Source organism: Chryseobacterium sp. C39-AII1, assembly GCF_039672645.1.
Classification (GTDB): Bacteria; Bacteroidota; Bacteroidia; order Flavobacteriales; family Weeksellaceae; genus Chryseobacterium.
Genome location: NZ_JBDFPQ010000008.1, coordinates 138,533 through 159,113, shown reverse-complemented (window position 1 = coordinate 159,113; position 20,581 = coordinate 138,533). Strand labels below are relative to the sequence as shown.

Annotated in this window: 13 protein-coding genes; 8 read left to right on the top strand and 5 right to left on the bottom strand. The window is 35.4% G+C overall.

Features of this window, described 5'->3' with window-relative positions:
- Positions 1-122: 122 nt before the first annotated feature.
- The 4 genes from ABEG63_RS13655 (at position 123) to ABEG63_RS13640 (ending at position 9,214) form a co-directional block, all read left to right on the top strand.
- Positions 123-1,613: a choice-of-anchor J domain-containing protein gene (locus ABEG63_RS13655; RefSeq protein ID WP_346585522.1), complete on the top strand. Its 1,491-nt coding sequence runs from the start codon at positions 123-125 to the stop codon at positions 1,611-1,613.
- A 229-nt stretch (positions 1,614-1,842) separates the two neighbouring features.
- Complete coding sequence (locus ABEG63_RS13650) at positions 1,843-4,077, top strand: fibronectin type III domain-containing protein (protein WP_346585520.1); 2,235 nt, start codon at positions 1,843-1,845, stop codon at positions 4,075-4,077.
- Between the two features lie 329 nt (positions 4,078-4,406).
- A complete protein-coding gene (locus ABEG63_RS13645) occupies positions 4,407-7,112 on the top strand; it encodes a T9SS type A sorting domain-containing protein (protein ID WP_346585518.1) in 2,706 nt (901 codons plus the stop codon).
- Positions 7,113-7,252: 140 nt separating this feature from the next.
- Positions 7,253-9,214, top strand: a complete 1,962-nt coding sequence (locus ABEG63_RS13640) for a T9SS type A sorting domain-containing protein (protein WP_346585516.1) — start codon at positions 7,253-7,255, stop codon at positions 9,212-9,214.
- Between the two features lie 104 nt (positions 9,215-9,318).
- Here the strand turns inward: ABEG63_RS13640 and ABEG63_RS13635 are convergent, their stop codons facing one another.
- Both ABEG63_RS13635 and ABEG63_RS13630 read right to left on the bottom strand, forming a co-directional pair.
- On the bottom strand, positions 9,319-9,480 hold the full coding sequence (locus ABEG63_RS13635; RefSeq protein WP_267405986.1) for a hypothetical protein: 162 nt from the start codon (positions 9,478-9,480) through the stop codon (positions 9,319-9,321).
- Between the two features lie 30 nt (positions 9,481-9,510).
- A complete protein-coding gene (locus ABEG63_RS13630; protein ID WP_267405987.1) occupies positions 9,511-10,338 on the bottom strand; it encodes an ion transporter in 828 nt (275 codons plus the stop codon).
- Positions 10,339-10,400: 62 nt separating this feature from the next.
- Here ABEG63_RS13630 and ABEG63_RS13625 point away from each other — a divergent pair, with 62 nt between their 5' ends.
- Positions 10,401-11,498 (top strand): Nif3-like dinuclear metal center hexameric protein, encoded by a 1,098-nt coding sequence (locus tag ABEG63_RS13625; protein ID WP_346585566.1) that lies wholly within the window; start codon positions 10,401-10,403, stop codon positions 11,496-11,498.
- A gap of 2 nt (positions 11,499-11,500) precedes the next feature.
- Complete coding sequence (locus ABEG63_RS13620; RefSeq protein WP_267405989.1) at positions 11,501-12,277, top strand: hypothetical protein; 777 nt, start codon at positions 11,501-11,503, stop codon at positions 12,275-12,277.
- 242 nt (positions 12,278-12,519) lie between these two features.
- Here ABEG63_RS13620 and ABEG63_RS13615 read toward each other — a convergent pair whose 3' ends face one another.
- On the bottom strand, positions 12,520-14,298 hold the full coding sequence (locus tag ABEG63_RS13615) for a long-chain fatty acid--CoA ligase (RefSeq protein ID WP_346585514.1): 1,779 nt from the start codon (positions 14,296-14,298) through the stop codon (positions 12,520-12,522).
- Between the two features lie 275 nt (positions 14,299-14,573).
- On the opposite strand from ABEG63_RS13615, the gene ABEG63_RS13610 reads away from it, so the two are divergent.
- Positions 14,574-15,713: an acyl-CoA dehydrogenase gene (locus tag ABEG63_RS13610; protein WP_267405991.1), complete on the top strand. Its 1,140-nt coding sequence runs from the start codon at positions 14,574-14,576 to the stop codon at positions 15,711-15,713.
- A 264-nt stretch (positions 15,714-15,977) separates the two neighbouring features.
- Here the strand turns inward: ABEG63_RS13610 and ABEG63_RS13605 are convergent, their stop codons facing one another.
- Entirely contained in the window at positions 15,978-16,934 is a 957-nt protein-coding gene (locus ABEG63_RS13605) for a DUF4349 domain-containing protein (protein ID WP_346585513.1), read from the bottom strand.
- A gap of 364 nt (positions 16,935-17,298) precedes the next feature.
- Here ABEG63_RS13605 and ABEG63_RS13600 point away from each other — a divergent pair, with 364 nt between their 5' ends.
- Complete coding sequence (locus tag ABEG63_RS13600) at positions 17,299-19,536, top strand: reprolysin-like metallopeptidase (RefSeq protein WP_346585512.1); 2,238 nt, start codon at positions 17,299-17,301, stop codon at positions 19,534-19,536.
- A 142-nt stretch (positions 19,537-19,678) separates the two neighbouring features.
- Here ABEG63_RS13600 and ABEG63_RS13595 read toward each other — a convergent pair whose 3' ends face one another.
- Complete coding sequence (locus tag ABEG63_RS13595) at positions 19,679-20,497, bottom strand: methyltransferase domain-containing protein (protein WP_346585510.1); 819 nt, start codon at positions 20,495-20,497, stop codon at positions 19,679-19,681.
- Between the last annotated feature and the right edge of the window lie 84 nt (positions 20,498-20,581).

The window sequence follows — 20,581 nt, the reverse complement described above, 5'->3', positions numbered from 1 at the left end:
TTTAATTATCATATTTGTGTGATGTAATCGATTGCTTTAATTTATTTATATAAATTTGTGATTTTTAGTTAATTATATTTAAATAATGTATAAATTTGATTTGAATTTTAAATTTATGTATTATGAAGAAACTTTTATTTCTTTTGGCTTTTCCGGCTTTAAGTTTTGGGCAATGGACTGAGAACTTCGATGCAGGAACTACTTTACCTGCGGGATGGGCTGTTGTGGATGTTGATGGTGGTAATTCTTGGGAGATTTCAGAGCCAAGTACGGGGTCTGCTCAATCAGGGAACTATGTTGCAAGTATTTTGTATAACTCTAATGCTCACAATGATTATTTAATTACAAAGGCGATTGTGGTTCAGGCAGGTGTAAGTGATAGAATTTCCTTTTATGTAAAATCAGATGATGATTTTTATCTTGAAGATTATGAGGTTTTATTATCAACTACGAATCAGGCTGCTGCCGCTTTTACCAATGTTCTTCAGGCTGCTGAAAAAGCGCCAGAAACTTGGACGAAAAAAACTTTCAGTTTATCTGCCTATGCAGGGCAGACGGTTTATGTTGCTATACATGCGACGGATGCTGACCAGCTTTATTTGTATGCAGATACATTTGTGGTAGATACGACACCGACAGCTATTCCTTTATGTACTTCTTTTACATCCCCAACAAATGGTGCTACGGGGGTAAATTCTGACGGAGTTTTTACATGGAATTCTGCTTCAGGTGCTGCCGGCTATAAATTGAAAGTTGGAACTACAAGCGGCGGAACCGATGTTGTAAATAATGAAGATCTAGGAGATGTTATCAATTATAATATTCCGGGAACATTGAATATGAATACGACCTATTACGCAACAATTACTCCTTATAATAATCTTGGAGATGCGGTGGGATGTTCTCAAATTTCGTTTACAACAATGTCTCCACCTACTAATGATGAGTGTTCTGGTGCTATTACGCTTACGGCGGGTGGCTCATTCGTACAAAATGCCATTACGGGTAATACAATTGGAGCAAGTGATGCTTCTGGCTTAGGGGCTTCATGTTTGTTTAATTCTTCTAATGCCGAAAATAATGTTTGGTTCAAGGTGGTAGTTCCTGCATCTGGAAACTTAACGATTGAAACAGATGCGGCTCCTGGATCTGGTTTGGATGATACAGTGTTGTCGGTATTCACAGATTGCTCGTCTACAACGTCTATTGCTTGTAATGATGATGGAGGAACCGATGCTTTCTCTAAAATAGAATTGACAGGGCAAACTCCTGGGACTACCTTATATGTTAGTGTTTGGAAGTATACTTCTTCTGATGATGGTGAGTTTAAAATTTCAGCTTACGATACCTCTTTATTGGCTACTTCTGAAGCTTCTGCATCTAATAAAAACAATATTAAGGTTCATCCAAATCCATTTGCTGAGAATTTAAATATATCGGATATTTCTAAAGTGAAATCTGTTTCGGTGGTTGATGTTTCAGGAAGATTGGTAAAAACATTTGACAAACCTTCTTCATCACTTAGTTTAGGTGATTTGAAACAAGGTATGTATTTAATTTCTTTAGAACTAAAAGACGGCTCAAGACAGGTGGTGAAAGTGATTAAGAAATAATTAATATAAATTTTTATAAAATATAAGCAGCGGGTTTTTTTATCTGCTGCTTTTTAATTTATTGATTATAATTATTTTAAGGTTAAATCAATCCTTTGGGAGTTTTAATTATATTGAACTTATCCTGTGTTTTTAATCGTATAATTATGTTAATGTTTAGAATTTTGTTGATGAATTTTTATTTTTAATTGAATTTGTTGTAATTTTCACACTTTAAACAAAACTAAACATGAAAAATTTCTACAAAAAAACATGGGATCGATACGTTGGTTTGCGAAATGCAGGTGTCGCAGTTCTCGTGATTTTGGGCGCCATGCAAAGAGTAAATGCTCAGGTGGCTGATTATGCATTTGCTCAGAGTACAGGATTTTTTAATAGTATTGCTGCTACTGGTATTCTGGTTCCGGGGAGTGAGGCTACGGTAAGTAATCCTGGAAATAATGATACTGCAGGATGGGATGTTTCTATTCCTTTTAATTTCAAATTTAACGGGAGTGATTATACTTCTATGTATGTAAACTCAAACGGAGGGGTTACATTTGGCACTTTAAAAAGTGACGGCCCTTCTTTGATTTCTTCAACCATTACCTATTCCGCGGCTATAGCCGTGATGAATAGAGATCTGAATGGAGAATTTGAAACGACCGGAAATGTGATTAACGGTTCTAATATGATTACTAGCGTAGCTTCGTTTAAGGGTATTGCAGTAGGGAAAAAATTGAAGACTATTGTTGATTTTGGTAATATTACGGTAAGTAATGGTATTGCTTCGGGGGCTACGATAACTGCTTTTAATGAGACTGCGGGTACAATTACGATGTCTCTCCCGGCTACAAAAACTGTTTTTAGTGCTCCTGTTATCTATGGAACTGGTAAGGTTTTTACTTCTGTAGAAGGAGTGGCGCCAAATAGAACTTTTGTGGTAGAATGGTTGGGGTACAATGATAATGCTACAGAGCATAGCTATCTAAACTTTCAATTAAGGCTGGCTGAAACAACTAATAAAGTTTCAATTGTCTATGGTTCTCAGTTTATTGAGAGTACGGCGAATAAACCAACCTATGTGGGTTTTAGAGGAGCGTCAAAAAGTGATTTTAACAATAGGGCGGGTACGTCATGGAGTAATTCATCTGCTGGAACGGCAAGTAATTCATCTCTTTCAAGAAATAATACAAATTTTCCTGCATCGGGGCTTACTTTTACGTGGTCGCCGCCTAGTTGTCCTACGCCAGGTGCCGTGGTTATTGCAGATGCAAATATAGCACAAACAACTGCTATCGCATCTTGGGCTGCTCCTTCGCTAATTCCGGCTAATGGCTATGAAATATATTACAGTACAGTAAATGTAGCGCCTACATCGGCTACGGTTTTGGATGCAACAAATTCCGTTGCCTCAAATACTACCTCTGCTCAGATAACGGGGTTAACGCCTTCTACGTTATATTATGTTTGGGTGAGATCTCTTTGTGATGCTACTAGTAAAAGTATCTGGACGGGTATTCCCATAATGTTTACTACGCTTTGTCAAACACCATCGCTTTCCACTACGGGAGGCTTGGGTTGTCCGGGAGGGGCTGTGATGCTTTCTGCGACGCCAAGTGCTGGTGCTGTAGTCAATTGGTATAATTCTTCTTTGGGCGGAAGTATTTTGGCAACAGGTAACACCTTTACGACACCTATGTTGAATAATACGACTACTTACTATGCATCTGCATTAACGGGAGTTATAGATACTGCCGGGTTGGCCTCGCCGGCTGTTATAGGAGGGTGGATTGCTGCTCAGACAAACACTACATGGGGAGTTTATTTTACGGTAAAAAAGCCTGCAAAATTCAAGTCTATTGATGTTTTCCCTGTTCAGAGTGGTCAATCTGGGGCTATTAATATCGTAAATGGAACTGTTTCGCTTGGTGGTTCTGCTTTTGCCACGATTCCTTTTACAACTAATGTTTCTGGAGGAACAACGGCGCAGACTGTTGCGCTTGATATAGACTTACCTCCGGGAGATTATACGATCTATCCGACATTGCCAAGCGGTGGATTGATGAGAAATATGTCTGGAGCCATTTATCCTTATGTTTCTTCTGTTGCCAGTATTACTGGGAATGGTTATAACGAAAATTATTATATGTGTTTTTATAATTTTAAATTCGTTACTGGTTGTGAGTCTGAAAGATATCCGGTGGTGGCAACGGTCAACTCTTCAGGATGTTTGAATACTGGTGAAGCTAATTTAGAAAATAAGCTATCACTATATCCGAATCCGTTTACTGAATTACTACATGTTTCTGATGTTTCTAAAGTTAAATCTATTTCAGTGATGGATGTTTCAGGAAGATTGGTTAAAACATTTGACAAACCTTCTTCATCACTTAGCTTAGGTGATTTGAAACAAGCTGTGTATTTCATTTCTTTAGAATTAATAGACGGCTCAAAACAAACGGTAAGAGTGATTAGGAAATAATTAATATAAATTTTCTAAAATATAAGCAGTAGGTTTTTAAATCTGCTGCTTATTTTTTTTGTTGTCTATTTTTTTTAAATTTTGTGGTATCTAATTATTGTGATTTAAGACTATTTATAGAATTTATTTGTACTAAATGAATTAGATTGTAAAAATTTTATCTAAATAATTTAAGATTTAAAGTAATAACTATTTATAAATGAATGATTTTAAGATTATTTTTTAAATTTTGTTAAATGTTTGTTTAATTATTAAAAAAAATAAATAAAATATGAATTGTATGTAATATTTTATTACATTTACCCACGAATTTTAAATTTCTTTAATATATGAAAAAACTTCTACTTGCATGCATGATGGCACTTGGTGTAAGTGCGTCTGCTCAACTTCAATTAGGAGGTGGAACTGCAATTGCTCCGACTTCCGTACCAGCTCCCTGGAGCAACTATTACAAATTTTCTTATACTCAGCAAATCATTAAAAAATCTGAGCTTAATACCAATGCCGGAAATATAACGGGAATCAGGTTTTTTCTTGCTGCTTCGAAAACTTTGTTGAATTCTGACGATGTTGTTGTTTATCTAGGACATACGAGCAGTGATGACTTTACTTCCAATTCAAGCTGGGTGCCGCTTTCTTCGCTTACTCAGGTGTATGCCGGAACGGTAACCAACAATAACGGAGTTGTTGAAATTACATTTGCAACCCCTTTTGCCTATAATAATGTAGATAATCTTGTGGTTGCTGTTGATGAAAATAAAGACGGTTATGATACAGTCGGTAGTTCATTAAATGAATATTTCTATAAATATACTGCGGCTGCAAATACTACTTTGTATTACAGAAATGATACGACCAATCCAGATCCGGCTAGTCCTCCAACTTCGGGAAGTAGAAGTGAAGGAAGAGCTGTGATGCAGATTTTAGGGTTAAATCCTGCTTCTACACCTCCTTGTAGCACTATTACCGCGCCTCTTGCAGCGGAAACAAATGTTTCTCTTACTCCTACATTTACATGGGCGGTAGCATCGGGTGCAACTTCTTATGTGGTGAAGTTGGGAACAACGCCGGGAGGTTCTGATGTGATGAATAATGTAAATGTTGGAAACGTAACAACTTATACTGTGCCTTCTGCATCGTCGCTTTCTTATTATACCAATTATTATTTAACGGTTTCTCCTGTGAATTCTGTGGGAACAACAGTAGGTTGTACAGAAAGAGTGTTTACTACGAGAAATATACCTTGCCCTTCAGTATCTGCACCTTCATCGGGAGGAACGGGAGTTTCCGTTACCCCTACTTTTACATGGTCGGCAAGTGCTACAGCTACCGGATATAAGATCTCTATCGGTACCACTGCCGGGGGAACTGATATATTAAATAATGCTGATGTGGGTAATGTAACAACTTATACTCACAATACGCCTTTAAATTACGGAACGAAGTATTATTATACCGTTAATTCTTATAATGCGACGCTTACATCTTCAGGATGTACAGAAAGAAGTTTTACAACGCTTACATTGTGTCCTTCGGTTAGTACTCCATCTTCTTCTGCGACTGGAGTTTCTGTATCGCCTTCATTTGCGTGGTCTGCTATTGCCGGAGCAACTGGGTACAAGATTTCTATCGGTACAACAGCCGGGGGGACGGATATTCTGAATGCTTTAGACTTAGGAAATGTAACAACGTATAATTATAATTCTTCATTAAACTATAATACAAAATATTACTATACAATTGTAGGGTATACAGCTGCTCAAACAGGTGTAGGCTGTACAGAAAGAAACTTTACAACATTATCATTGTGTCCTACGGTTACTACGCCTTCGTCGGCATCTGCTACAAATGTTTCTATTACGCCTACATTTGTGTGGACAGCGGTAACAGGAGCTACAGGTTATAGAATTTCGATAGGAACTACTGCTGGCGGAACTGATATTATGAATAATGTGGATGTAGGAAACGTAACCACTTATACATATCAAACTCCTTTGGCTTTCAGTACTAAATATTATTATACGGTTAACGGATATACTGCTACCCAGGCAAGTTCTGGGTGTTCAGAGAGAAATTTCACTACTCAGAATGCATGTCCTATAGTTTCTTATCCTAGTGATGGGGCGACTCTTCAGCCTGTAAAACCTACAATTAAATGGAATGGTATTGCTACTGCTTCATCTTATACATTAACAGTGGGAACTACTTCTGGAGGTTCTGATATTATGAATAATGTAGATGTTGGAAATGTAACAACGTATACATTTACAACTCCATTAACTTTAGGAACGAAATATTATTACAAGGTAAACACCAATACATCTACAGGATGTACAGAAAGATCATTTACTGTAAATACGGTTGCCGCGCCAGCTAATGATGATTGCTCGGGAGCTTTGGAGGCTGCGTCTTTCCCTTATACTTATTCTCAGACGGACGGAGCGGGTTCTACCAACGGATCGGGTTATGTGATGACTTGTTCCACGGGTGCTAATGACGGAATGTGGTTTAAATTTATCGGTGACGGAAATACAATTGCTGTAAAAGCAACTACTACTTCTAGTTGGGATCATAAAGTAAGTGTGTATAGTGGATCTTGCGGTTCGTTTACTTGCGTGGGAGCTGCTGATTCAAGTTTTGGTGGTAATGGTTCTGTTGAAACGTATACCTTCAATTCTGTAGCGGGAACTCAATATTTTGTAAATGTGGGATATTACAGTGGTTCTAGTGATAGTGCAGAAGGTAACTTTAATCTGAATATTACTTCAACGGCAGTATTGGCAACTTCAGATGTTCAATCTGCAAAAGCAAAAGATATTAAGATTTATCCAAATCCATTTGTAGATGAAATTACGATTTCTGATGTTTCTAATGTGAAGTCAGTTTCAGTGATTGATCTTTCAGGAAAATTAGTGAAAGTAATTGATAAGCCAACTTCAACTCTTCGTTTGGGAGATTTAAAGCAAGGATTGTATCTTATTGCACTTGAATTGAAAGATGGAACAAGACAAGTCATTAAGGCAATCAAGAAATAAATTGAATTAATTTCATAAAAACTCAATATAGCGGCTAATATTTTTTAGTCGCTATATTTTTATGATGAATTATAATTGAAATCATAAGTATATGTGTTTATTATTGCTAAATTAGTAATACACAAAATAAATTACTGCTTATGAAAAAAATTCTACTTTCATGCTTATTTCTAATAGGTATGATTACACACGCTCAGATAAACTTGGGCACAGGAAGTACGTCAGCTGGTCCGCAGCCTATCAGCAATTACTACAGCTATTCTTACGTTCAGCAAATTTTTAGTAAATATGAAATCAATGCCGTCTCTGCGGGAAGCATTACAGGATTAAAATTTTATTTAAATAATACATTATCTTTAACAAATTCATCAAATTGGGCAGTCTACGTTGGGCATACGAGTAAAGGAAGTTTTGACTTCGAAAATAGCTGGATTCCAGTCTCTCAGCTCACTCAGGTTTTTTCAGGTAATGTGCTGAATAATAATGGAGTGGTAAGTATAAATTTCACAACGCCTTTCTTTTATAATAATGCTGATAATTTGGTGGTTGCCATTAAAGAAAGTGATCCCGGTTATGATGGAAGTGCCGAAGCTTTTTATGTTTACGATTCTGCTCCGCGCTCATCTATGTATTTTAGAAGCGATTTTACCAATCCTAATCTTTCTTCGCCCCCTTCCGGAACTCCAAATGATACAAAATCTGTTATTTCCATAGAAGGATTAACGGCTAATACTACACCGGCTTGTCCTACCATTACTTTTCCAAGTGATAATTCCGAATTCATTTTCATTAATCCGCAAATTAGCTGGGTTGCAGTGCCAGGAGCCTTACAGTATAGAATTTCTGTAGGTACGACACCGGGAGGTGAAGATATTGTAAGTCAGCAATTAACCTCTGCAACAAATTACACTCCCGCGCCAACTTTGAATATCAATTCATCTTATTATATTAAATTAATAGCAATAACTGCGGCGGGAGAATCTGCCGGATGTTCAGTTTCTAAATTCACAACTGTTCCGCTTACTCCAACGAATGATGAATGTTCTGATGCTGTTCCTTTAACAGTAAATCCCGATTTGAATTGTGGAACTGTAACAGCAGGTTATAATCTGGGCGGTTCAGATTCAGGCATCACACCAGATCCTTGCAATGGACTTCCCGATGCGGATGTTTGGTTTAAATTTTTTGCTACAGAATCGTCTCATGTAATTTCTTTACGAAATATTCAGTCTATTGGTTCAGATTATAGTACAGATATGAATTTTCAGGTTTTTAGCGGAAATTGCGGAAATTTATCGAGTATTTTTTGTTCAGATTCAAATTCTTCCTTGGTTCCGGGGCTTACGGTGGGAGAAACGTATTATGTGAGAGTTTACAGCTACTGGGGCGGGGATTATGCACAAAGCTTCAATGTTTGCGTGGGAACGATGCCTCCTGCGCCTGTTAATGATGATTGTTTTGGAGCTTTCTCGGTTGCAGGTTTTCCTTATAATCATACGCAGTTAGATGCTGCGGGAAGTACCAATAACAATGGTTTTATCACAACCTGCACGGAAGATCATATGAATGATGGAGTATGGTTTAAATTTACAGGAAATGGTACAAATGTAGATATCGAAGTCTTAATGCCTAACGATAGTTTGTTTGATCCTCAAATTGGGGTTTACAGCGGAAATTGCAATAATCTTATTTGTGAAGGCACTGTTGATGATTTTGAAGAAGGTGGAAGAGAATTTATCAGCATTCCGACGGTTTTGGGAAATACTTACTATGTTAATGTAGGGCATTTCAGCGGCTTTTCAGATGCAATGGAAGATACTTTTACTATTAATATGTTGAGCAATGTATTAAGTACTTCAGCGATGGTTAAAAAAGATAAAGCTATTAAGGTGTATCCGAATCCATTTACAGATAACATTACTATTTCGGATGTTTCTAACGTAAAATCTCTTTCGATTACAGATATCTCAGGAAGATTAATCAAAACAATTGATAAGCCTTCGCAAACGTTATATCTGGAAGATTTAAAACAGGGAATGTATCTTATCACACTGTTTAAGTCAGATGGTACGCAAGTGACGATTAAAACTATTAAGAAATAACTTTAATTTTACCATTCTGAAGTTAATTTGGTTTAAAATTTACCCTAAATAATATAAAATTTTAAAAAAAAGGAAGGTGGCAATTTTGCCACCTTTATTGTTGTTTATTTATCCGCAGGAACAGGCTGTAGTTCACCGGTATTCATCATATCAAATATTGCCGGGAAAAATGTTACGAGGACAAAGTAGATAATAATCATTAATATAACAAGCGCAAATAGAATAACTACTAAACTGTTGGGCTTGTTTTTCTTTTTAGGTTCCATGATTTTGTGATATTTGGTTAATATTTTAAACTAAGCTAATTTCTTGCCACATTGTTTACAATATCTCGCATCATCGTCAATATCTTCATTTCCGCATCGTTCGCATACTTTTTCAAGGTTTTGTCGTTTGTTTCTCATTTCCGCTGTTACAATTCCGGTAGGAACCGCGATGATTGAATAACCTGCTAACATTAAGACTACAGCGAAAAATTTTCCCATTGGGGTTATTGGTGAAACATCTCCGTAACCAACTGTTGTTACCGTAACTACCGCCCAATAAATAGATTGCGGAATCGTTTCAAAACCAGGTCTTCCGCCTTCCACCATAAACATCAGAGAACCAACGATTACTGAGAAAATAATTAAAAATAAAAGGAAAATATAAATTTTTCGTGAGCTGTTTTTTAAAGCTCTTACAATCACAGTTCCGTCATTCATGAAATCTAAAAGATTGAAAACACGGAAAACTCTAAGCATTCTCAACATTCTGAAAATCAGAAAATATTTTGTCACCGGAAAAATAAAACTCAGATAAAAAGGAACCAGCGCAAAAAAATCTATAATTCCGAAAAAACTGAAAATATAATGTTTCTTATTCTTCACCACGGCTATTCTCGACCAATATTCTGCCGTGAAAAACAATGAAATAATCCATTCAAGAATAATGAAGGTATAATGGTATTTATTATCAAGCTTGGGAACACTTTCCATCATAATAATGAAGGTGCTTACAAGAATTAATGACAATAAAGTAATGTCGAATAATTTTCCGAGTTTGGTGTCTGAACGATAAATAATTCGGTAAACATGCCTTTTCCAAAGCGAATCTTCGGGAACAAGACTGTGTTCTTTTTCCATTTTTATTGTTTTTTCTAAATTAACAAATTATGCCTATTTTCGTAACAAACATACAGAATAAAATGACAATAAGCGAAGTAGTTTCAAAAATAGAAACGCGCATTCCGTTGCAGCAGGCAGAAGATTTTGATAATGTAGGATTGCTGTGCGGCATCCCAAGTCGCAATGTGAGCGGAATCTTGGTTTGCCACGATGCGCTTGAAAATGTTGTGGATGAAGCTATTCAGAAAAATTGTAATTTGATAGTATGTTTTCATCCGATTATTTTCTCCGGGTTAAAATCATTAACCGGGAAAAATTACGTTGAAAGAGCCGTTTTAAAAGCAATTGAAAATAAAGTGGCCATTTATGCGATTCATACGGCTTGGGATAATGATTTTTTTGGTGTAAATGCAGGAATTTGTAATCATTTAGGTTTAAAAGATTTGAAAATTCTTCAGCCTAAAAAAAATAATTTAAAACAATTAACGGTTTTCGTTCCTAAAGATCATTCTGAAAATGTAAAAGAAGCTTTGTTTTCGGCAGGGGCGGGAAATATCGGTTTTTATGATGAATGCAGTTTCACCATCAACGGAAACGGGACTTTCAGACCAATAGAAGGTTCCAAACCTTTTTCCGGACAGCAAAATATCAGAGAAAATGCTGATGAAGATATGATTTCTGTAATTTTTGAAAGCTATAAGCAAGGCCAGATTGTTGCAGCGATGAAAGCTGCACATCCTTATGAAGAAGTGGCTCATCAGATTTATTCGTTGGATAATGACAATCATCACACAGGTTTGGGAATGTTTGGCGAATTTGAAGAAGCGATGGAGGAAGCTGACTTTCTGAAATTGGTGAAAGAGAAATTCAATTTAGAGATCATCAGACATTCAGATTTTACCGGAAAAAAGATAAGAAGAGTAGGGGTTTTAGGTGGTTCTGGGGCGAGTGCTATAAAATCGGCTTTGTCTAAAAAATGCGACGCTTATCTTACGGGAGATATCAAATACCACGATTTTTTCCTCGCCGAATCTAAGATGTTGATTTGCGATATCGGGCATTATGAATCTGAACAATTTGTAACGCAACAATTATTTGAAATTTTATCACAAAAATTTAGTACATTTGCAATTTCAAAATCTATTGAGAAAACCAACCCAGTAAATTATTTCATTTAAATATGGCAAAAACCAACGATATTTCAGTTGAAGAGAAATTAAGAGCTTTATACGATTTACAAATCATTGATTCTAGATTGGATGAAATCCGAAATACAAGAGGAGAATTGCCAATCGAGGTGGAAGACCTTGAAATCGAAATTGAAGGTCTTGAGAAAAGAGCTGAAAAATTTCATACAGATATTAAAGAGCAGGACGACCAAATCAAAACTAAGCATGAGGTAATCAACCATGCAAAGTCTTTGATCGAAAAATACAAATCTCAACAAGATAACGTAAGAAACAACAAAGAATTTGAAGCTTTAGGTAAAGAAACTGAATATCAGGAGCTTGAAATTCAACTTGCTGAGAAAAGAATTAAAGAATTCGGAGCTAAAATTGCTCACAAAAACGAAACTTTAAGCGAGCTTAACAATAAGATTTCTGATCTTAAAAATCACTTAAAATTCAAAAAAGAAGAATTAGACGGTCTTATTTCTGAAACTCAAAAAGAAGAAGAATATTTGATCGAGCAGTCTAAAGAATTCGCAGGTAAGATCGATGAGAGGTTATTGGCTTCTTACAACAGAATCAGAACAAACTCTCCAAATGGTCTTGCGGTTGTAGGTTTGGAAAGAGGTGCACCGAAAGGTTCATTCTTTACAATTCCGCCTCAAAAGCAAATGGAAATCGCTCAGAGAAAGAAAATCATTATCGATGAGCATTCAGGAAAAATCCTTGTTGACGACGAGTTGGTAATGGAAGAAAACGAAAGAATGAAATCTGTAATTAAATTCTAATTACTTATTTTTAAAAATATAGAAGCTGTTTCAATTTTGAGACAGCTTTTTTGTTTTTAGTCTCTCGCTGATTTTGCAGATGACGCAGATTTTAAACGCAGTCATCTGCTAAATTTGCTAAATCTGCGAGAGATAAAATAACGTTACATTCTGTTCGGAAATTTTAAATAATTGTGTTATTGTGCAAAAATTTATGCATTCGTGTTTGCATAAAAAAACCGCCTCCAAAGAAGCGGTTGATATTATTCGTGATGTTCGTACATTTTATTATACAGATCCATAAACTTCTCTTTTATGGCTTTTCTTTTTAACTTTAAAGTTGGGGTTAAAAGTCCGGCTTCAATGCTCCAAACTTCTGGTGTGAGCTCTATCTTTTTGATCTTTTCCCAGTTTCCAAGATGTTCGTTGATGTTATCCATCTCTTTTTCGATTCTTTCCTTTAATTCGGGGCTTTTCGCAATTTCCTGAGGAGTAGAACCTATGTTTAGATTGTTTCTCATTGCCCAGCTTTTCGCAAATTCAAAATCAGGCTGAACTAAAGCTGTTGGCATTTTTTCACCATCACCCACAACCATGATCTGTTCGATAAATTTAGAAGCTTTTGCCAAATTTTCTATCGTTTGAGGAGCAATATATTTACCTCCTGATGTTTTAAACATTTCTTTCTTACGATCAGTGATTTGTAGAAACCCGTCACTGTCGACTAAGCCGATGTCTCCGGTTTTAAAATAACCATCTTCTGTAAAAGCTTCTTTCGTCATTTCCTCATTTTTGAAATAACCTTTAAATATAGAAGGACCTTTTACGGTAATTTCTCCATCTTCCTGAATTTTTACTTGTAAATTATCCAATGGTGGACCAACCGTTCCTATCTTCATTTTACCGAAACTGTTTACAGAAATTACAGGCGAAGTTTCTGTTAAACCATAGCCTTCCAAAATTGGAATTCCCGCATTTTGAAATAGTAAATTTAATCTTGTTGACAAAGCGGCAGAACCTGAAACTAAAGTTATAATTTCACCTCCCAAACCTTCTCTCCATTTTTTGAAAACAAGTTTGTCAGCAATAATTTCAAGCAATCCTGATGGTTTAGAAACTGTTTTCTTTTTGCTCAAAAGATTAAGTGCCCAGAAGAATATTTTTTGTTTTAAACCTCCGGCAGAAGAACCTGTTGCATAAATTTTATCATATACTTTCTCAACCAATCTTGGTACAACGCTCATGTAGTGAGGCTTTACTTCTTTTACGTTTTCGCCCATTTTATCAATACTTTCAGCGAAATAAATCGAAAAACCATTGTATTGGAAAAGGTAGAAAAGCATTCTTTCGAAAATATGACAGATCGGCAAAAAGCTTAAAACCCTCGTATCTTTATAGTCTAAACTTTTTTTCTTCGGAATTCTCGGAATAGATCCCAACACATTTGAAACAATATTGTCATGCGTCAGCAGTACACCTTTCGGCCTTCCTGTTGTTCCGGAAGTGTAAATAATGGTTGCCAAATCATCAGAATTAATGGCTTTAGAAAGATCTTCCACTTCAATTTGAGTAGAATCATCTTCACCAAGATCCAAAATTTCTTTCCAGTTGGCAGCACCTGTTACATTATCAAATGTGAAAATTCCCTGTAAAGACGGGATATTATGTTTTACCTTAGTTACTTTATTGAAAAGCTCTTTATCTGAAACAAAGCAATAGTGAATTTCAGCATTATTAAAGATAAATTCGTAATCTTCCGGCGAAATACTAGGGTAAACAGGTACAGAAACCACTCCGATCTGGGAAAGTCCCAAATCCATAACCGCCCATTCTGTACGGGAATTTGTAGTAATTAAAGCTATTTTATCACCAGGTTTTATGCCTAGTTTTAAAAGTCCTCTTGATATTTTATTTGCCTGATTGATAAATTCCTGGGTAGACGTTTTCTTCCATTCGCCGTGATACTTGGTCACAAACATATCCGATTTAGGATATTTTTCTAAAGCGTAGTGCGGTATATCGAATAATCTTTTGATGGCCATGATTCTTTAGGTATAATTTTAATTAATTTAAATATAAGAATTTTTTTTAATTAGAGAAATTTGATTGTTAGATTTAGGAATCGATAAAATATTCGCAATAATTTATCAATAATAAGTAAGCCGAAAAGCGAATTTTTAGTGATAATTTATATGATGTTGAATCTTTGCTGAATCTCTTTAATCGCTATCTGTCAGGGCGTAAACAGGAAGTTTCAATTCTATTTTCAGATTTGCTCAAAAAGTGTAAATTAGCGACTATCTAATTATTAATTTTTATGGACTTTAATTTATCAGAAGAGCAGCTGATGATTCAGCAGGCGGCAAGAGATTTTGCACAAACCGAACTTTTACCTGAAGTAATCGAAAGAGACAGAGATCAGAAGTTTCCTACGGAGCAGGTGAAAAAAATGGGAGAGATGGGGCTTTTAGGAATGATGGTAGATCCTAAGTACGGTGGTGCTGGGATGGACAGCGTTTCTTACGTTTTGGCAATGGAGGAGATTGCAAAAATCGACGCTTCTGCGGCTGTTGTAATGTCTGTAAACAATTCATTGGTTTGCGCAGGTCTTGAAAAATTCGCTTCTGAGGAGCAAAAAGTGAAATATCTTACACCTCTTGCTAGCGGACAGGTAATCGGAGCTTTTGCTTTGTCTGAGCCGGAAGCGGGATCTGATGCAACTTCTCAGAAAACAACTGCTGAGGATAAAGGGGATTATTATCTTTTAAATGGTATTAAAAACTGGATTACAAATGGTGGAACAGCTACATATTATATCGTAATTGCACAAACTGACCCTGAGAAAAAACATAAAGGAATCAATGCGTTTATCGTTGAAAGAGGTTGGGAAGGTTTCGAAATCGGAACAAAAGAAGACAAATTGGGAATCAGAGGAAGTGATACGCATTCTTTGATCTTCAACAACGTAAAAGTACCAAAAGAAAACAGAATCGGGGAAGACGGTTTCGGATTCAATTTTGCTATGGCTGTTTTGAACGGTGGTAGAATTGGTATTGCTTCTCAGGCTTTAGGTATTGCTTCCGGAGCTTACGAATTGGCGTTGAAATATGCTAAAACAAGAAAAGCTTTCAAAACTGAGATTATTAATCACCAAGCGATTGCTTTCAAATTGGCAGATATGGCGACTCAGATTACGGCGGCAAGAATGCTTTGTTTCAAGGCGGCTTGTGAGAAAGATGCCGGAAAAGATATTTCTGAAAGTGGAGCGATGGCTAAATTATATTCTTCTCAGGTTGCGATGGATACTACGATTGAAGCAGTTCAAATCCACGGCGGATACGGATATGTAAAAGAATATCACGTTGAAAGATTAATGAGAGATGCAAAAATCACTCAGATTTATGAAGGAACTTCTGAAATCCAGAAAATTGTGATTTCAAGAAGCATTTCAAAATAAATTGCTTAAAAACTGACTTATTTCAGATAAAGCAGAACACATGAAATAGTAAAAACAAATAAGGCTCTCAATCGAGGGCCTTATTTTTACACCAAATCATAACTTTAATATAAAATATAATAGAAAAATTATTTCTTTATTAAATCTAAAACAAATTTCCGTTTGTTTTATTATATCATAAATTTAAAAAGAAGAAATTTTATATTAATGAAAAATTAATTAAAAAAATATTAAAATAATTTTTTCCTGTAAAACAAGGGTTTTTTATTCATTTAAATTATTTTCAGAGTTGGGTTTAGTTTTCTTTTTATAGAAATAATATCCGATTCCGCCAGCCAAAAGTAAAGGCCACAACGGAAGAATAAATAGAAATATAGAGGTAATCACATCCCAACCAGATTCTATCGCGGCAAAAGATTTTTCACCAAAGGTTTTCGGTTCTTTTGTAACTTCAGATTTATCGGTTAAAGAAATTGAGATACTGCAAATCGCATTTTCGACGTATTTATCGCCCAAAACTTCTACGTTTTTGCTTTCGACATCGCCGAGATTATAATTAAGCTCGCTCATCAGATCGTCAAAATTCTGAATCGGAATTTTTACTTTTAAAAGGTAAGATTTTCTTTCATCATCAGAATTATATGAATTATTTACCGAACTAGATTCTACATAAGACATTTCTTCACTGGCGATAAAACCTTTGTTCTTTTTTACTTCTTCACGTACAATTTCTTTCATCGTTTCGGCATTATCTACATTAATGGAGATAAAACCAGATTTTACCATTTTGTTTTTAGGAAGATTTAGTTCAAAATTTTCGTTCTTTGGTTTGTCTTTATAAATAACTTTTGTTTCCTTGATGACTTTTGGAGCCGGAACATTCACCACAATTTTATCATCTTTTTTCTGAATTGAATCTTTCTTTTCTGTTTCTAATTTTACAGACGAGATTTTGTTTGAAAGTGAATCTACAATTTTAGCTGTACTTTCTATTTTTTCCTGAACATCATGTTTAGCATGTTCAAAATCTTTGATCTTTACATTTGCAGAATCTAACGCAGCGCTTGCCTGATCGCTCGCTTCGTTTATTTTATCTGAAGCAACCGATATTGCACTATCTGCTGAACTCATAGCATTTTCAACACTAGAATTTGTTGCTTCTCCTTTTTTACACATGATAAAGATGCTTGATGCGGCAACCATTAATATGAACTTTTTCATAAGATTAATTTTTTTGATGAAGTAAAATTAGGAGTGAAGCTTTTGTAAAGATTGTAAAAGGAATGTATTTCTGTCGTAAAGTTTTATTTAATTAAAAATCAATATTTTGTATGTGTTTTACAAGAGTTTTACAATTTATACAATCACTTTTATGGAATTTTCTTTTAATTAATTTAAAAATATTATATTCAGTTTTTAAAATTCATTATTTGTTGAATTATTATTCAGTTGTCTTAATTTCAGTAATTTGTATTTCTTTTTTCAATATATTTGTTTAAATAGGATAATAAATAATGAAATTGTTGAATGATTAAAATAATATGAAAAATATATTTACTTCTCAAAAACTTTAAATAAATGAAATATGAAAATTAAAAAATTACTCTATTTGGGGATATGTATTTTATCCTTTCCCTTAGCAAAAGCCCAGGATTATTTTTCTAAAATCGACGAAAGATCTATTAAAGCAGATCCTGCAAAAAGAACAGTTGAACCCGAAAAATACCTTACCTATAAACTAGATGTTACGGCTATTAAAGGGTATCTAAATTCTGTTCCGGAACTAAGAGATAATGAATCTAAAGATCAGGCTCCGATTATTCTTCTTCCAATGCCTGATGGTACAAAAGCTAAATTCAGAATCTGGAAGTCTTCTGTGATGGGATCAAAATTAGCTCAACAGTTTCCTCAATTAGTAACGCTTACGGGGCAAGGTGTTGATGATAAATATGCAACTCTAAAGATGGATATTACAGAGCTTGGATTTCACGCTCAGATAAAATCTTTGATTACAGGCGATCTATATATTGATCCTTATATGAAAAGTGATGTGAATAATTACATTATTTACCGTAAAAGCGATTTGATTAATAAAACACCAAGAATTTGTGATGCACAAGATGAGGAGCTGGGTATAGAAAAAAAAAATCTACAAAAAAGCGTAACGCCAAGCGTAGGTAGCCAGATCAGAATTTTCAGATTTGTGGTGGCATGTACGGGCGAATATGCAAAGGCTGCTACAGGGCTGGCTTCTCCTACCGTTGCACAGGCTCTTTCTGCAATAGTAACAACGGTAAATAGAGTAAACGGAGTATACGAGCAGGAATTAGCTGTAAGATTGGTTCTTATAGATAATGAGGCTTCTGTGGTGTTTGTAGATCCAGATACGGATCCATTCAATGGGAATAATAATGCTAATGTATTAATTACTGAAAGTCAGAATAACATTAATTCTATCATTGGAGCAACAAATTATGATATTGGACATACTTTCAGTACGGGCGGTGGCGGATTAGCCGGTTTAGGAGTTATTTGTAGTGATTCAAATAAAGCAAGAGGAATTACCGGATCGCCAAATCCTGTGGGAGATCCTTATGATATTGATTATGTTGCGCATGAAGTGGGACATCAGTTTGGAGGGCCACATACCTTCAATTCAACTACAGTGAATTGTGGAGGTGGTAACCGAAGCGCTGCCCATGCTGTAGAACCGGGAAGCGGAATAACAATTATGGCATACGCTGGTATTTGCGGTAGCGCTAATAATTTGGCAGCTAACAGTATTGCAACTTTTCATACTGATTCATTCCAATCGATCACACAAACAGTTTTATCTAAAACATGCCAGGTAACAACTCCGGTTTCCAATACGGCACCTGTTGTAAATGCAGGTAATGATTATACAATTCCTAAAAGTACTCCTTTTAAATTAACAGGTTCTGCAACAGACGCAGAGAATAATGCGTTGACCTATTCATGGGAGCAAAATGATATCGGCCCTGCTGGTAACTGGAATACTCCATCAGGAAATGCAGCTATATTCAGATCTTTTTTGCCAGTAACGGTTCCATATAGATATTTTCCTAAACTTACAGACGTTATTAATAATACAGTAACAATAGGAGAGGTTTTACCATCGTATGCAAGAACAATGCAGTTTAGGTTAACGGTAAGAGATAATAATGCAGGATGTGCAGGGGTAGCGAATGATGATGCTGCCGTTACAGTAGATGGTGCTTCAGGACCTTTTATAGTAACAGCACCTGGTACTGCAGTAAACTGGGCAGGTAATTCTACGCAAACAATAACATGGAATGTGGCTAATACAACCGCAGCTCCTGTAAATTGTGCTAATGTAGCTATCTTATTGTCTACAGACGGCGGACTTACGTATCCAACTACAATTGTGGCTTCTACGCCAAATGATGGTTCAGAGACGATCACAATTCCGAATGTTGGTACTACACAGGCAAGAATTATGGTGGCATCTGTAGGAAATGTTTTCTACAATATCAATCCTGTTAACTTTACTATTACTCAGCAGGTTTTGGCTGTGAGTGAAACGGCTGCAAATAAAGATGCTTTTGCGGTATATCCTAATCCAAGTAAAGGACTTTTAAATATTAAATTTAGCAATCAAAAAGATAATTTTGATGTTACTGTTTATGATACAAGCGGAAGATTGGTATTTAATTCATTAAACAACAAATTGAGCAAAGATAACTTAGGAACTTTTGATCTTACGCATTTAACTAAAGGTGATTATTTATTGAAAATTAAAACGAAAGATTTTGAAAAAACCATTAAATGGATTAAAGAATAATAGTCTATTTATGGAATAACAGGAAGAAAAAATTTCTATATATCTTACTAAAATAGTGGTAAAATGAAAAGATAATAAGTCTTTTTATTTTACCACTTTATTTTTGAATTTTGTTAAGTAAATAGTTGAGGGTTTGTATTTTTTAGCCCTTAGTTCCATACGCAATAATCCCTGCTAAAGAAACAAAAAAGTTTCCGGTTTCAGCATCATCTTCAAGAGCTTGCCACCAGTTGTCAATTTCATGTTGTGTAAATGTTCCGTTTTCAACTCCAGACTGCAAAATTCCTCCATAAGCTCTTTTTATAAGCTCAAATAATATTTCGTTGGTTCCGGAATAGTTATAGGGCTGGATATTTATATTTTGAAATCCAACATTTCGTAATTGCCTATGCAAATCTGTTCCTAAATAACCATTAGGAAAACTGTCTGTAGTATATTGAATTATTTTTCGCGTTAAGACCTTATCTTTATGTGAAATCAGAGATCCATCCCAATGAAAATCAAAAACGACAAGTCGACCACCTGGTTTTAGAAGTCGCATAAATTCCTGAAATACTTTTTGAGTATTGCTGATGTACATTAAAACGCGTTCAGTTCGAATTCCGTCAAAAGATTCATCGGGAAAAGGTTGTGAGTCAGCTTCTGCCACATAAAATTCTATGGGTAAATTTAGGTCAGCAGTTCTTTCTTTAGCCAATTCAATCATAACATTGCTCATATCTGTTCCCACGAATTTTCCTGTTGGAGCAACTTCTTCCGCAATTCTTTTTGCCTGAATTCCAATTCCGCAACCCACATCGAGTAGGTGGTCGCCCGGTTTTGCATCAAGCAATTTTATCTGTAATTCTAAAGATTCTTTTACTACGGATTGATCTGCTACATCTTCTAAAAATTTCATTAAAAATTGATGCTGAGAATGATCGACTTGCTGAAAACCAGCGATAATACTTTGTTGTTCCATGGATATGATGTTTTTTATGCTTTACTTTTTTAAATTTACATCAAACTTTTTATAAGGAGCATATAGTATTTCAAATAATATTGA

What these genes read in the sequence shown, in the direction of transcription:
- ABEG63_RS13655 (WP_346585522.1), top strand. Translation starts at nt 123, where the DNA reads ATGAAGAAACTTTTATTTCTTTTGGCTTTTCCGGCTTTAAGTTTTGGG.
- ABEG63_RS13650 (WP_346585520.1), top strand. Translation starts at nt 1,843, where the DNA reads ATGAAAAATTTCTACAAAAAAACATGGGATCGATACGTTGGTTTGCGA.
- ABEG63_RS13645 (WP_346585518.1), top strand. Translation starts at nt 4,407, where the DNA reads ATGAAAAAACTTCTACTTGCATGCATGATGGCACTTGGTGTAAGTGCG.
- ABEG63_RS13640 (WP_346585516.1), top strand. Translation starts at nt 7,253, where the DNA reads ATGAAAAAAATTCTACTTTCATGCTTATTTCTAATAGGTATGATTACA.
- ABEG63_RS13635 (WP_267405986.1), bottom strand. Translation starts at nt 9,480, where the DNA reads ATGGAACCTAAAAAGAAAAACAAGCCCAACAGTTTAGTAGTTATTCTA.
- ABEG63_RS13630 (WP_267405987.1), bottom strand. Translation starts at nt 10,338, where the DNA reads ATGGAAAAAGAACACAGTCTTGTTCCCGAAGATTCGCTTTGGAAAAGG.
- ABEG63_RS13625 (WP_346585566.1), top strand. Translation starts at nt 10,401, where the DNA reads ATGACAATAAGCGAAGTAGTTTCAAAAATAGAAACGCGCATTCCGTTG.
- ABEG63_RS13620 (WP_267405989.1), top strand. Translation starts at nt 11,501, where the DNA reads ATGGCAAAAACCAACGATATTTCAGTTGAAGAGAAATTAAGAGCTTTA.
- ABEG63_RS13615 (WP_346585514.1), bottom strand. Translation starts at nt 14,298, where the DNA reads ATGGCCATCAAAAGATTATTCGATATACCGCACTACGCTTTAGAAAAA.
- ABEG63_RS13610 (WP_267405991.1), top strand. Translation starts at nt 14,574, where the DNA reads ATGGACTTTAATTTATCAGAAGAGCAGCTGATGATTCAGCAGGCGGCA.
- ABEG63_RS13605 (WP_346585513.1), bottom strand. Translation starts at nt 16,934, where the DNA reads ATGAAAAAGTTCATATTAATGGTTGCCGCATCAAGCATCTTTATCATG.
- ABEG63_RS13600 (WP_346585512.1), top strand. Translation starts at nt 17,299, where the DNA reads ATGAAAATTAAAAAATTACTCTATTTGGGGATATGTATTTTATCCTTT.
- ABEG63_RS13595 (WP_346585510.1), bottom strand. Translation starts at nt 20,497, where the DNA reads ATGGAACAACAAAGTATTATCGCTGGTTTTCAGCAAGTCGATCATTCT.